At 42.4% G+C, this 12,892-nt stretch carries 13 protein-coding genes, 2 pseudogenes and 1 riboswitch; of the genes and pseudogenes, 12 read left to right on the top strand and 3 right to left on the bottom strand.

Annotated features, from left to right (window positions below):
• Window positions 1-18: 18 nt before the first annotated feature.
• Window positions 19-411, bottom strand: a complete 393-nt coding sequence (locus tag HWQ40_RS18520; protein WP_292780204.1) for an ATP cone domain-containing protein — start codon at window positions 409-411, stop codon at window positions 19-21.
• A 263-nt stretch (window positions 412-674) separates the two neighbouring features.
• On the bottom strand, window positions 675-1,640 hold the full coding sequence (locus HWQ40_RS18515) for a DUF4351 domain-containing protein (RefSeq protein WP_292780202.1): 966 nt from the start codon (window positions 1,638-1,640) through the stop codon (window positions 675-677).
• A 272-nt stretch (window positions 1,641-1,912) separates the two neighbouring features.
• A riboswitch (cobalamin riboswitch) is annotated at window positions 1,913-2,056 on the top strand.
• Between HWQ40_RS18515 and HWQ40_RS18510 the strand changes: the two genes are divergently transcribed.
• Window positions 2,020-2,169, top strand: coding sequence for a hypothetical protein (locus tag HWQ40_RS18510; protein WP_292780200.1), 150 nt, complete (start codon window positions 2,020-2,022; stop codon window positions 2,167-2,169). Its footprint overlaps the riboswitch before it by 37 nt.
• 12 nt (window positions 2,170-2,181) lie before the next feature.
• On the opposite strand, the gene HWQ40_RS18505 is transcribed toward HWQ40_RS18510, so the two are convergent.
• Window positions 2,182-2,343, bottom strand: a complete 162-nt coding sequence (locus HWQ40_RS18505) for a hypothetical protein (RefSeq protein ID WP_292780198.1) — start codon at window positions 2,341-2,343, stop codon at window positions 2,182-2,184.
• A 64-nt stretch (window positions 2,344-2,407) separates the two neighbouring features.
• Here HWQ40_RS18505 and HWQ40_RS18500 point away from each other — a divergent pair, with 64 nt between their 5' ends.
• From HWQ40_RS18500 to HWQ40_RS18450, 11 genes and pseudogenes are all read left to right on the top strand, one after another.
• Window positions 2,408-2,662 (top strand): hypothetical protein, encoded by a 255-nt coding sequence (locus tag HWQ40_RS18500; protein WP_292780196.1) that lies wholly within the window; start codon window positions 2,408-2,410, stop codon window positions 2,660-2,662.
• Window positions 2,663-2,684: 22 nt separating this feature from the next.
• Window positions 2,685-3,686: a methyltransferase domain-containing protein gene (locus HWQ40_RS18495; RefSeq protein ID WP_292780194.1), complete on the top strand. Its 1,002-nt coding sequence runs from the start codon at window positions 2,685-2,687 to the stop codon at window positions 3,684-3,686.
• Window positions 3,652-5,010, top strand: coding sequence for an FAD-dependent hydroxylase (locus tag HWQ40_RS18490; protein WP_292780193.1), 1,359 nt, complete (start codon window positions 3,652-3,654; stop codon window positions 5,008-5,010). Before HWQ40_RS18495 ends, HWQ40_RS18490 begins: the two co-directional genes overlap by 35 nt.
• Before the next feature lie 241 nt (window positions 5,011-5,251).
• On the top strand, window positions 5,252-6,310 hold the full coding sequence (gene cobW, locus HWQ40_RS18485; protein ID WP_292780192.1) for a cobalamin biosynthesis protein CobW: 1,059 nt from the start codon (window positions 5,252-5,254) through the stop codon (window positions 6,308-6,310).
• Window positions 6,294-6,758, top strand: a complete 465-nt coding sequence (locus tag HWQ40_RS18480) for a hypothetical protein (RefSeq protein WP_292780190.1) — start codon at window positions 6,294-6,296, stop codon at window positions 6,756-6,758. Before cobW ends, HWQ40_RS18480 begins: the two co-directional genes overlap by 17 nt.
• Window positions 6,759-6,776: 18 nt before the next feature.
• Complete coding sequence (locus HWQ40_RS18475; RefSeq protein ID WP_292780188.1) at window positions 6,777-7,637, top strand: bifunctional 2-polyprenyl-6-hydroxyphenol methylase/3-demethylubiquinol 3-O-methyltransferase UbiG; 861 nt, start codon at window positions 6,777-6,779, stop codon at window positions 7,635-7,637.
• Between the two features lie 5 nt (window positions 7,638-7,642).
• A complete protein-coding gene (locus HWQ40_RS18470) occupies window positions 7,643-8,098 on the top strand; it encodes a hypothetical protein (protein WP_292780187.1) in 456 nt (151 codons plus the stop codon).
• A 50-nt stretch (window positions 8,099-8,148) separates the two neighbouring features.
• Window positions 8,149-9,804 carry a radical SAM protein gene (locus HWQ40_RS18465; RefSeq protein ID WP_292780185.1) on the top strand — a complete coding sequence of 552 codons (1,656 nt, stop codon included), beginning with the start codon at window positions 8,149-8,151 and terminating at the stop codon, window positions 9,802-9,804.
• A complete protein-coding gene (locus HWQ40_RS18460) occupies window positions 9,804-10,925 on the top strand; it encodes a fatty acid desaturase (RefSeq protein ID WP_292780183.1) in 1,122 nt (373 codons plus the stop codon). The genes HWQ40_RS18465 and HWQ40_RS18460 overlap by 1 nt, the downstream gene beginning before the upstream one ends.
• 416 nt (window positions 10,926-11,341) lie before the next feature.
• Window positions 11,342-11,746: pseudogene (locus tag HWQ40_RS18455) on the top strand ((2Fe-2S) ferredoxin domain-containing protein); the annotation flags it as partial.
• A gap of 130 nt (window positions 11,747-11,876) precedes the next feature.
• Window positions 11,877-12,839 (top strand): annotated as a pseudogene (locus HWQ40_RS18450) (ABC transporter substrate-binding protein); the annotation flags it as partial.
• Between the last annotated feature and the right edge of the window lie 53 nt (window positions 12,840-12,892).

The raw sequence follows: 12,892 nt of genomic DNA, 5'->3' as shown, positions 1-12,892 counted from the left end.
TTCTGCGTCCGTGTAGATTCAAATGCGGCGATCGTATTGTTCTGACAAAACTTTGGAATGTACAGTCCGAGTATATTGCCCGTACTGATAACCACGGCTAACTTTAGTATCTTTCCACAAACTCCAAATATGTAATCGCCCTGCTACATAGCGCCAATCAGGTTCTTCAGGACTACACAAATCCAAAGCACAGCGAATTAAATTATCTTGAATTTCTCGTGTGGTAATTCCAGGACGCAATCGAGTTGTCAGATGTGCTTCTAGAGCAATAGAATTTGCTGAAAGTCCACAACAAGCCCAATTAACTACTGTGCGAATTTTATTAATTTCTAACGGTGTTGTCGAACCATCGCGACGAACAACATGGATATCCGTTGTGGAGTCCTCAAAAAGTGTGGATGAAGCTTGCATACAAGATGTGTTGATGAATTGTAGAAAAATAATTGCAAAAATGGAAAAGAATTGTTAACTAGGTTTGGCAATAGTTAAGAGGATGTTTGAAAAGTTTTGGGCGAATATAATTCGCTACTACACAAATGAAGTCCACCTCCGTGGACTAATCAAAATCAAGGGTTTTTAACCTGCGGAGGCAGGTTTTGTCTGTGTAGCCGCGACTTCTAGTCGCTAGGGCTAGTAACAAATTAGATTTTTCAAACAACCTCTAAGGACGTTTTCTATGTTGTTTGATTTGCTGCCAACCAGTTAAGTAAATCTTCAATAGCTGTAAAATCTAACAAAGCTTCACCAAGTGATTCTAATTGCTCTAAAGAAAGAGTTTGAATGCGCTCCCGAACCTCTTCTGGTAACTCCCCTACCCGTTTTTGTAGTTGCCGTATTACAAGAGTTTGTCCTTGTTCCTGCTTTCCTTCTTCCTTCCCACGCTCGTAGCCAATGCGTTCGCCTGTGGTAATGTAGCTCATAGTCCGCTCCTGCTCAAATTGCTTAAACTCTTGCCAAAATTCTGCTTCCAAGGCTTTTGATAAAATCATAACCCAATCAATAAATCGGTACAGGTTACGAATGTCCCTTTCCTGTAATCCTAATTCATACAACCGACGAATTAAGCTAAATTTCCAAGTTTTACGTTCTCCTGGCTTTTTACTTGTTTGCTGTGTTTTCAAATGCGCCATGACTACGGTTGCAAATGGATTGTCACTGGCTTCTAATTCTGCCCAATTATTTTGATAATCTAAAAGCTTGACGATGCCAAATTCAAAGTTAAACCTAGTATCGGGGTAATTATAACTATATTGATTTGGTCGCCATGTCAGGTCAGTATCGCACAAAATCGCCAAACTAATGGCAGGTTTGGCAAATCTATCAAAAATTCGCAGGTTGTAGGAAAACATTCTTTCTGCAAAAATGTCTTCTGATTTTGCCTGAATTTCTACATGGATTAATAGCCAAATTTCTTGTCCTTGAATTTGCCATACTTTGACTAATTTATCTGCATATCGCCTACCTTGTTCAGCTTCACGAGCTATTTGCTGAAATTCTTTATCGAGAAATTCGTGGGGACGTTCCCAATTAATTAATGCTGCTGTTTGGGAGAAGAAAAATTGCATTGCTTGGGGAAAGTAAGCTTCTAAAATTTCTTTCCACGGACTATCATTATCTGCTCTTTCAAGTTCCTCGGTCATCAGTTGATTGGTAGATGGTGGACTGACAAATGAATTAAGCTTTTTAACAATTTTTGCGTAAGTTATGAAAATGGTCTAAGGAATAATGCCAGCGCTATGTCAGCAAACGCTGGCAACCCGAAAAAGTTTGTTGGGTTGAAAAATTTTTAGAAGAATTGTCCAATAAAAATCCAGAGCAAGCTTTGGTAAAGAATGAGACTTGCTCCGATTAATGACGAATGCCAGTCATAGATCGACCATTGATTTTTATGCAAGCAAATCACAGTTGTGTTAGTATTCAGATGAATCTCGGTTCTAGTGGGGAACAGCCGCTAGAGGAAACGGGGAAAGTCCGGTGTAAATCCGGCGCTGTCCCGCAGCTGTAATCAAGGCAAGCCTTGTGAGTCAGAATGCCCGCCGAAGTGAACTTGTAAATTTTGTACATCTGCGAGGCACAGATAAGTATTCTTATGAAGATTTCTACAACTACTCAGCTTTACGTTCTCATAGCCCCACATATCAAGACGCTACAGATTACGACTTTCTATGAGAGGGTAAGCGATTAATTTCCGGTACAAGTTGTGTCTTTAGATGCAGTGATCGCGATCGCTACTCCAGATGAGAGTATCGGTTGCAAATAGTCACAGCAACAAGGAAATGCTGTATTACCTAACAGGTGGAAGTTGTTAAAAAACAGGTAGTAAATGGCGTGTATGACGTACATAGTCCTGTTCCACATTACCCATAGAAATTGCTAATTTACTAGACTAATACTTCAATTAATCATCATGCCGAAATTCTATCTTCACCGAACTGGGAAGATTCCTACTGCTATTCATCCCTTTGTCAAACAAACGTCTCTCCCCCAAGATAAACACAACCCCAGTCTACTTCAAGGGAAAATTATTCCAGATGTTCAAAATATTGCAATGTCGATGTATCGGATGATTTATATTGCAATCGCCTCTGTCGGGCGGTTAGGCCATCGCTCGTCTGATTCGGGAGGAGCAGCAATAAGTAAACCGTTAGATCGACTCAAATAGGTGTACAGTAGCGTTCAAAAAAATGTCAAATTTATTATATTTTATAATTGGTTTTTTTGTGCTTTTAGTGATTGGAATTGCGGCTTATCTCCTAACTGCCCGCAAGTATCAATCCTCATCCACAGTCGCCAATTCCTACGATCAATGGACACTTGACGGCATCCTAGAGTTTTATTGGGGGGAACACATTCACCTCGGTCACTACGGTTCGCCGCCACGACGCAAGGATTTTTTAGCTGCTAAATCTGATTTTGTACATGAAATGGTTAAATGGGGAGGTTTAGATAAATTACCTCATGGTACTACCGTCTTAGATGTTGGCTGTGGGATTGGGGGCAGCAGCCGGATTTTAGCGCGAGATTATGGGTTTGCTGTTACAGGGATTACCATCAGCCCTATTCAGGTAAAACGCGCCCAGGAGTTAACACCCCAAGGGCTAAATGCCCAGTTTGCGGTCGATGATGCGATGGCACTGTCGTTTCCAAATGCCAGTTTTGATGTGGTTTGGTCGATTGAAGCAGGTCCCCATATGCCAGATAAAACCGTTTTTGCTAGAGAATTAATGCGGGTGCTAAAGCCTGGTGGAGTCTTGGTTGTAGCTGACTGGAATCAGAGGGATGACCGCCAAAAGCCGCTAAATTTTTGGGAGAAACCAGTAATGCGGCAACTCCTCGATCAGTGGTCGCATCCAGCTTTTTCCAGTATTGAAGGCTTTTCCGAGCTTTTGGCGGGGACAGAATTAGTTGAGGGGGAGGTAATTACGGCAGACTGGACGCAAGAAACCCTTCCTTCTTGGTTCGATTCGATTTGGCAAGGAGTGGCTCGACCAGAGGGATTAGTGCGTTTTGGGCTGTCTGGTTTTGTCAAGTCTGTGCGGGAGGTACCGACGCTTTTACTGATGCGTTTGGCGTTTGGTGCAGGGTTGTGTCGATTTGGAATGTTCCGGGCTGTGCGGGCAAACTCACGCACAGAATTGATGGACAGAAACTTTGCCAACCAAAATCCCTCAAGCTTGGTTAGGTAGCGACTGCATGATGACCAATTTTGAGTTTCCAACGATAAACTACGATGTGGTTATTGTCGGCGGCGGTATTTCAGGTTTGACACTAGCTTGTGGACTGCGATCGTCAGGTCTCTTGATTTTAGTAGTGGAAGCACAACAGGAACAGCAAGTAACAAAGCGAGCGCGAGCTTATGCCCTGTCGCCGATGACGAGCAAAATTTTTCGTGATTTGGGGCTGTGGGAACAAATTGCACCAAAAATTAGCCACTTTTCACGGGTGTTATTATCGGACGCGGACTATCCTCACCGAGTCGAGTTTTGCCCAAAGGATTTGGGTGAAGCAGCAGTTTACTACTGTGGCGAGCATGGGGTACTGATGGCGGCACTCCAGCAACGAGTGGCAACAGCAGCTAACATTACTTGTTGTTATGAGACTCAAGTGGTTGAGGTGCGCTATGGAGTTCAAGCCGCAGAGGTGGTGCTGGAGGGTTCCCAGGGTCAACAACGGTTGCAAACAAAGTTGGTCGTGGCTGCTGATGGCATCAACTCGCAAATTCGCCAACAGGCTAGCATCAAAACTAACGGCTGGGCTTACTGGCAATCCTGTATCACAGCTTTCGTTGCCCCAGAGCGATGGCACCAGAATATCGGCTACGAGCGTTTTTGGACTAGCGGCCCTTTTGCAATTTTGCCCTTGCCTGATAATCGCTGCCAAATCGTCTGGATTGCACCCCACGCAGAAGCTCAGGCAATAGTTGCTCTGCCCCGCGACCAGTTTATGACCGAACTGCAACAACGCTACGGCGACCAAATGGGGAAACTAACCTTGTTAAGCCAGCCCTTGGTGTTTCCAGCACGGTTGATGCAGAGCCGCAGCTATTGTCAGCCGCGCTTGGTGTTGCTGGGGGATGCTGCCCACTGCTGTCATCCCGTGGGCGGTCAGGGGCTAAATATGGGTATTCGTGATGCAGCTGCCCTAGCCCAAGTGCTGCAAACTGCACAACAACACAGACAAGACCTGGGTTCTCTGGTGGTTCTAAAACGCTATGATCGCTGGCGACGCTATGAAAACTGGGTCATCCTAGCCTTTACCGATCTTCTCAACCGCAGCTTTTCTAATCAATGGCTACCAATGGTTAAACTGCGGCGGTTGGTACTGCGGCTGATAATTTACTGGTCTTTCCCACGAAGGCTACTGCTGCGACTAATGACCGGGCTGTGGGGTCGCCAGCCACAACTTAACGCTCTATCTGCCGAAAAAGTGCCCAATGGCAACGATAGCGTTAAACATATAGCCTCTGACCACTCATCCTCGGCGGCGTTGCAGAAGATAAAAATGAATTAGTGCTTGCACCTAACCGACACAACTTTAACTGTTCATAGCGAATTAAAATTGGCAAACCTCAGCACCCATCTGTGCTTCCCTCTGCGTTCCTTTGCGTTAAAAAAACTACGAATTAAGTTTTGTTTTGGGCACAGCTAGTTATAAATATTTGGATTTTAACACTAGCAACACTGCATGATATCTGCGGTTAAAACTTCTTTCTTGTGAAAAGCAAAATTAATCAACAAACAACACACTTTATATGCAAAAAATTCCCGTCACAGTAATTACAGGATTTCTAGGCGCAGGCAAAACGACGTTAATTCGCCATTTACTGCAAAACAATGAGGGACGACGCATTGCTGTTTTGGTAAATGAATTTGGGGAAATCGGAATTGATGGGGAACTTTTGCGTGATTGCCGAGTTTGTGACGATGAAGAAGACTCCAACAGTAATATTGTTGAACTCACCAACGGTTGTCTGTGCTGTACGGTGCAAGAGGAATTCCTGCCAGCGATGCAAGAATTACTGAAGCGACGCGATCGCCTTGATTGTATGTTGATTGAAACCTCTGGACTAGCATTACCAAAACCATTGGTGCAAGCATTTCGTTGGCCGGAGATTCGCACAGGCGCGACAGTTGACAGCGTAATTACTGTGGTGGACTGTGAAGCGTTGGCAACTAATCAATATGTAGGTGATTTAGCAGCCCTCTTAGCACAGCGACAAGCCGACTCTAGTCTAGAACACGAAACACCCATTGAGGAACTGTTTGAAGATCAATTGGCTTGTGCTGATCTAGTATTGCTGACTAAGAGCGATCGCGTTGACGAACAAACGCAGGTTAGGGTACAGGATTGGCTAAAGCAGAACTTATCCCCTGGTGTAAAAGTCATTCCTTGTCAGGATGGTAAAATCAGTGGCGATTTGTTATTCGGTTTCAACGCTGCGGTAGAAGACAACTTAGATAGTCGCCCCAGTCACCACGATACTGAAGAAGACCACGAACATGATGAAGGAATTAATGCAGTGCAACTACTGTTAGACCAGGCATTTGAGCCGACTATCCTAGTCAAACGCTTGCAAACATTGGTGCAACAGCAAGAAATTTATCGAATTAAGGGATTTGTAGCAGTTCCAAACAAAGCCATGCGTCTGGTATTACAGGGAGTTGGTAATCGATTTGACTACTTTTACGATCGTCTTTGGCAACCCCACGAACCCCGTCAAACGCGATTAGTATTGATTGGACGAGAGCTTGAGCAGGTTCACATTGAATCATTGGTGTTGGGGGAGGAAGTCAATGCGACCATCCAATAGTGTTTGGCAAGGAAATTTTGGCTACTGGCAAAACAGCTTTATTCATAATAATCTGCTGGTAATTGGTTACACAGGATGGAAGGGATTTCAGTCATTTGGGCGGGGAGTTGTTATTTGTGATGTGGATACTAAAGTTACTCACCCTACAATTACAAGTCTTGATACAGTTCCCTTTACGCTCCAATTTCTTCCCTCCGATCTGATTGGGTTTTACTTGCGATCGTTTCAAGATTGTGGAGCCATATCGCAATCAATCTGCTCATCCATGATTTCATCAATTTCCCCAGCAGTCGCAACATACAATCCTCATCAAGATATTCTTTTGGTGCTAAAGGCTGAACCTCAGATTGAGGTTAATTTTTTACACCAACTAAAAATTACTCCACCCGATTGCTACGAACAAGTTTGCAAGCGATGGTCAGAATTTGAACCAAGCTTAATGCCCTAAAACTTACTTTATTCCTCAATGCTCAAGCCAAAATCAAGCAAGATTCCCAAAGCAACTCGCTACCAAAATGCAGCGATAGATTATTACATGGGACTCACAAATTCCTCCTATCTTCATTACGGGTATTGGGAACCTCTACCTACTCAGGGTGAAGAATTAACTCTAACTCGTCTGCGTGTGGCGCAAGTTGCCTATGCAGCCAAACTTTTGAGTTTTATCCCAGAGGGGACAAAAACTGTGCTTGACGTAGGCTGTGGGATTGGAGGTAATGCAGGATATTTGTGCGAGCGCGGTTTCAGTGTTGAGGGATTAGCACCTGACGCACTTCAGCAACAGAGATTTATTCAAAATACCAACGGTCAAGTACCTTTTTACTTAACGAGATTTGAAGATTTTCACTCATCAAACTCCTACGATCTAGTTCTATTCAGCGAAAGCAGTCAATATATTGCTGTTGACAATTTGGCTCAGGGTGCAGCTCAATTATTGAGTAATGGTGGCTACCTGCTGCTTGCAGACATGATGCGTTTCGATGCTGAATACCGAGAAGGTATTTTTTCTAATTGTCATGTCGCCAGCGAACTACAGGCGGCGTTGGAACAGGCTGGATTCAAGTTAATTAAGACTGAGGACATCTCCACTCAAGTTGCACCAACGATTGACTTGTGTGTTGATAACTTCCGTACTTTTGGGCTGACTACAGTTAAATATATTGCTGATGTTGTAGCGATCGCACTTTTACCATTATACTCACTCGGTCGTTGGGCATTTAAGCGCTGGCTAGAAAAGTTAGTTGTCGAGGGATTAGCAGCACGCGCAATTTTTGAGAGCTATTTATGTTATGAAATTCAACTCTGGCAGTTATCAAAAGGAGTTTAATCAAGATGACCCTAGAAATAAACACCCAAGATTGGCAACAAGCTTTTATCGCCACCAATATATTAGCAATTGGTTACAACGCTTGGGTCGGTTATTTAGGAGGAGAACGTGGTGTCGTAATTTGCAGTACCAATTCTCCGCATTTAAGTATGGCTGGCGAAACATTTAAAGCGTATTTTATCCCGCGTAAAAATCTTGCAGCTTTCTTAAATGCTTGGTTAGCAGCACCCGATACCGTACTGTTACAAAGACACTTCATGAATGCTCATATTCTCGAAGATGTAGATAAGTATAATCCCCAAAAAGACGTTGTATTTTTATTGGAGTACGGTCATCAAGCTGGGTTTTTCTATTTAACTAAATTACCAATCACACCACCGCAATGTTACCAAACTGTATGCAAGGAATGGGCAGAATTTCAACCTCAGTATACCCTCCCAATACGAACAACAATACACTGAAAAAAAGAGCTAAAAATCAACAATAATGTATAGTTACAACACAAATGCCTGTGACATCATCCGTATTCGCTACCGAACGCCTGCTTTTTACCCCCGCAACTCCCAACACAGACGCCATCCCCACCATCTTCGCTTTTCCCAATGATTACACGGTGGGGATAACAAGCCTTGGCTATCAAGTGGTGTGGGCAACTTTAGCGATGCGTTCTGATATGCAGGTGAGTCGCCTGTTTACCGATACCCACGAACAACTTCCGCGAGAACCAGAAATACTCGGCTTTTCCATGTCTTGGGAACCGGATTATGTCAATATTTTGAATTTATTGGAATCTTTAGAAATTCCTATCAGGGCAGCTTACCGTGGTGATCATCATCCCATAGTTTTTGGTGGCGGTCCCGTACTCACTGCTAACCCCGAACCTTTCGCAGATTTTTTTGATGTCATTTTGCTAGGAGATGGCGAAAACCTGCTAGGAAATTTTATCGACGTTTACAAAGAAGTCAGAAATGCCTCTCGACAAACTAAACTGCAAGCACTTGCACAAGTACCGGAAATATATGTACCTAGTTTGTACGAGGTACGCTATCATACATTAGACGGCGCTGTCAAGTCAATTCAACCAATCTCAACAGAAATCCCTGCCGTAGTGCAAAAGCAAACCTATCGGGGAGATATCCTCTCAACATCAACAGTTGTGACGGAAAAAGCCGCGTGGGAAAATATTTATATGGTGGAAGTTGTCAGAAGTTGCCCAGAAATGTGTCGCTTTTGTCTGGCAAGTTATCTAACGCTTCCTTTTAGGATAGCAAGTGTGGAAGGTTCTCTCATTCCAGCGATTGAAAAAGGTTTATCAGTGACAAAACGCATCGGATTATTGGGGGCTTCTGTCACTCAGCATCCGGAGTTTGAAAGACTACTAGATCATCTGAATCAGCCAAAGTACGATGATGTGCGTCTCAGCATTGCCTCAGTACGGACAAATACCATAACAGTAAAATTAGCAGAAATTTTGGCGAAACGAGATTCGCGATCGCTCACAATTGCCGTAGAAAGCGGTTCAGAGAATTTACGGAGAATTATCAACAAGAAATTACATAATGATGAAATTATCCAAGCAGCGATTAATGCTAAAGGTGGTGGATTAACAAACTTGAAACTTTATGGAATGGTAGGAATTCCCGGTGAAGAACCAGAGGATTTAGAACAAACTGTGGCAATGATGCGCTCTCTGAAAAAAACTGTACCAGGATTGCGCTTAACATTTGGCTGTAGCACCTTTGTTCCCAAAGCACATACACCATTTCAGTGGTTTGGAGTCAATCGGCAAGCAGAAAAGCGGTTGCAACTTTTACAGAAACAACTTAAGCCGCAAGGAATCGAGTTTCGACCGGAAAGTTATAATTGGTCAATCATTCAAGCTTTGTTATCCAGGGGCGATCGCAGACTATCCCACCTTTTGGAACTTACCCGTAATTATGGCGACTCCTTGGGCAGTTATCGTCGTGCTTTCAAACAACTTAAAAGACAAATACCTAACCTAGATTTCTACGTTCATGATAACTGGTCAACAGATATTGTATTACTTTGGAATCACTTGCAAGGACCTTTACCACAATCCACACTAATAAAGCATCTGGCTGATGCTACCAGTTATTTCAACTTACCCCAAAAAGAACTTCAGCCGCTAGGAGAAAGTTTTATTTAATGGAAACCGCAGTGAAAAAGTCGGATTTTGTCCTGACTCCTTACATGAACAGCAGCGACTTGCGGGCAACTTATCAAATCCTGAATACGGTTGTGCCTTATGTGGTTTTATGGTTTTTAGCATACAAAGCAGCTGCTATTTGTTTTTGGTTGCTTGTACCTACTATAGTTTTGATGACGCTGTTTTCAGCGCGTTGTTTTTCTTTAATGCATGATTGCGGACACTATTCACTCTTTCGTTCAAAAAGGGTTAATCAAATTATCGGTTTTATTCTAGGGGTGATCAACGCGATCCCTCAATATCCTTGGTCAAGAGGACATGCCTATCACCACAAAACCAACGGTGATTGGCAACGCTATCGCGGTCCTAGTGCATTACTCTCTACTGAGGAGTTTGCTCGCCTCAGTCCATCTGCCCAAAGGCGTTATGAACTACTGAGGCACCCATTCATGATCTTTCCGGGAGGTTTTTTCTATGTTGCGATTAAGCCAAGACTCGCCCTGATTGCCGGAACATATGATTTTATCACTCATCTACTGACTTGCTTGCAGCAAGATCCTTTTATGGATTTACCTCAAATCATCTCCTCTCATAAGTCTAGAAATTGGTACACTGCGGCTGAGTTTTGGCATCTGTTGTTCAACAACATTTGTGTAGTCGGCAGCTGGATTTTTCTGGGGTATTTACTTGGATTTGGTTTTTTCGTGAGCGTTTACTCAATCACGCTAACTTGTTCTGCGGCAATCCTCATCTGCGTCTTCTTTGTTCAGCACAACTTTGATGGCTCTTACGCCCACAAAACTCAAGGGTGGGACTATCTCGAAGCCGCAATTAAGGGCAGCAGTTATCTGGAGTTCCCCACCGTTTTAAAGTGGTTTTCCGCCGATATCGGTTACCATAACATTCATCATCTTTGCGACAGAATCCCCAATTACAACCTCCAAGCTTGCCACAATAAAAATGTTCACCTGCTTAGGAGTGCAAAAACGCTGCGAATGGTAGATATTCCTGATTGCTTCAAATACATTCTGTGGGATTGTCCCTCCAATCGCCTCACGTCGATAGCATCGTTTCGTCAAGCTGCACAATCCATCGACCTAGAGAGAGCTAACGAGGCGTAAAGAATACCGTTGTTTCAAACAACGGGAGCATCCCAATTTGGCAAAAATAAAAAAAAATCCGGTTAGCACAACTTGACCCCCAGACAACCCGACTCGTAATTGAATTAGCACCCGGTTACACTGTCTCTCCCCAAAGTGTAATAGTCAGAAGAGATTCTGACTCTCATTGGGTCGTAAAACTATCATCAATTGAAAAAATGCCCGCAACGGGAATTGTGGAATGGAGAATAAGGGCTGGAGAACAATCCTCCCAAACACCAATTTCCATTACCCCTAATCTCCAGCAAAAACGCCAAGTTCTCTTATTCCAAAGTAAAGCGCCTTTACAAGATATTGCAACTATTAATAAACTGAGTCCACCAGATATACTCACTAAACCAATCAATGCTTCTATGTTTGCTGGGGTAGTTCCTTTAGGTGAGAATTTATTACCAGAAGGTAAGCCGAATTTATCAAAGTTAGCTCTTTATGAGGAACTACGAGATATTTATATATTGGGAAACCAGCCTATACCGTTTACTAAAAACCCCCTAAAACATTCTTATATCTCAGTTTGCACTTCTACTCGCTGTCTTCCTTCACGCAAATGGCAACCCACATTTGATGCTTTAAAATCAGCAGTTGAAAATGCAGGTTTAGACATAGAAGTGAGAACATCTGGCTGTTTGGAAGTTTGCCAACAAGGGCCAGTTGTATTTTATTCTGATGATAGGACTTGGTACACTCGTGTTAACTCAAATATAGCTGAAATTATTGTCAATGAACACTTAATCAAAGGCAACAAAGTTATTGAACATTGTTATCCACCAGATTCCGTATAACTTCTATTTTTAAAAATCTCACGCGAAGACATAAAACAGATTTTATTTAGTTCATCTTCTTTTTTCTTCTCTTGTAACTCTCTGCGGCTTTGCGCCTCTGTGTGAGAAAAATTCTATTTCCTCAAACCCTATGAAATTGGTAAATCATCATCACTTAAAACCCATTATTTTTTTATGCCAATTCTTCTTAATTGCCACTTTAATTATTGCTTGCCATAGTACAGAAATTAATACATCTACAAATACCAATAATAACGGCTGTATTCAAAAATATGACCACAATACTGATTACTTTCCTAATAAAATCAAGATTACTCGTACAACAGGCTTTGCAGTAGAGTATCATAAACACTACAAAATTATCACGATAAAAAATCCTTGGCAGAATGCCAACACAAAGTTTCAATATGTTTTAGTCCAATGTGGAACTCCCACACCAAAAGGATTTAATCAAGCACGGGTAATTACAGTTCCCATTAATTCCATAGTTTCTCTATCTACTACTCATTTACCCCACCTAGCCAAATTAGGTGTAGTTGATAAACTGATTGGTATTAGTAATAGTAAACAAGTCAATAATCCTGATGTATTCGAGAGAATCAAAGCCGGAAAGTTAACACAAGTAGGTGATAATTCAAATGTGGATATAGAGAAAGTACTAGAATTAAATCCTGACTTTGTGACAACTTTTGGTACTGGAAATTCCCAAACTGATAGTTATACTAAACTCACAGAGGCGGGTTTGAAAGTGGCGATAAATTCTGAATATATGGAAGACACACCACTGGGAAGAAGCGAATGGTTAAAATTTACGGCTCTGTTTTTTAATAAAGACGAGCAAGCAGAAACAATATTTAGTGAAATTGCCAATAAATATGAACGAGTAGCTCAAAAAGCTAAATCTGTAAAAAATCGTCCAATTGTATTTGTGGGGTTCAATTTTAAAGGAACTTGGTATATGCCTGGAGGTAAAAGTTATGTAGCTAAATATCTGGCTGACGCAGGAGCAAACTATCTCTGGAGTGATGATAAATCCTCTGGTAGTTTACCTTTATCTTTTGAAGTTGTTTTCGAACGTGCAGCCAATGCTGATACCAATTCTTTATGAAGCTGCGCCAAATAAGGCTTCAAGAATAAAGTCGTAAG

The sequence above is a fragment of the Nostoc sp. NMS9 genome (assembly GCF_017114995.1).
In the GTDB taxonomy this organism is placed as follows: domain Bacteria; phylum Cyanobacteriota; class Cyanobacteriia; order Cyanobacteriales; family Nostocaceae; genus Nostoc.
The sequence above is the reverse complement of the archived record's forward strand: the minus strand, read 5'-3'. Positions and strand labels throughout refer to the sequence as shown.

Coding starts and splice junctions, on each gene's coding strand:
- HWQ40_RS18520 (WP_292780204.1), bottom strand. CDS start 411: ATGCAAGCTTCATCCACACTTTTTGAGGACTCCACAACGGATATCCAT.
- HWQ40_RS18515 (WP_292780202.1), bottom strand. CDS start 1,640: ATGACCGAGGAACTTGAAAGAGCAGATAATGATAGTCCGTGGAAAGAA.
- HWQ40_RS18505 (WP_292780198.1), bottom strand. CDS start 2,343: ATGTACGTCATACACGCCATTTACTACCTGTTTTTTAACAACTTCCAC.
- HWQ40_RS18500 (WP_292780196.1), top strand. CDS start 2,408: ATGCCGAAATTCTATCTTCACCGAACTGGGAAGATTCCTACTGCTATT.
- HWQ40_RS18495 (WP_292780194.1), top strand. CDS start 2,685: ATGTCAAATTTATTATATTTTATAATTGGTTTTTTTGTGCTTTTAGTG.
- cobW (WP_292780192.1), top strand. CDS start 5,252: ATGCAAAAAATTCCCGTCACAGTAATTACAGGATTTCTAGGCGCAGGC.
- HWQ40_RS18480 (WP_292780190.1), top strand. CDS start 6,294: ATGCGACCATCCAATAGTGTTTGGCAAGGAAATTTTGGCTACTGGCAA.
- HWQ40_RS18475 (WP_292780188.1), top strand. CDS start 6,777: ATGCTCAAGCCAAAATCAAGCAAGATTCCCAAAGCAACTCGCTACCAA.
- HWQ40_RS18470 (WP_292780187.1), top strand. CDS start 7,643: ATGACCCTAGAAATAAACACCCAAGATTGGCAACAAGCTTTTATCGCC.
- HWQ40_RS18460 (WP_292780183.1), top strand. CDS start 9,804: ATGGAAACCGCAGTGAAAAAGTCGGATTTTGTCCTGACTCCTTACATG.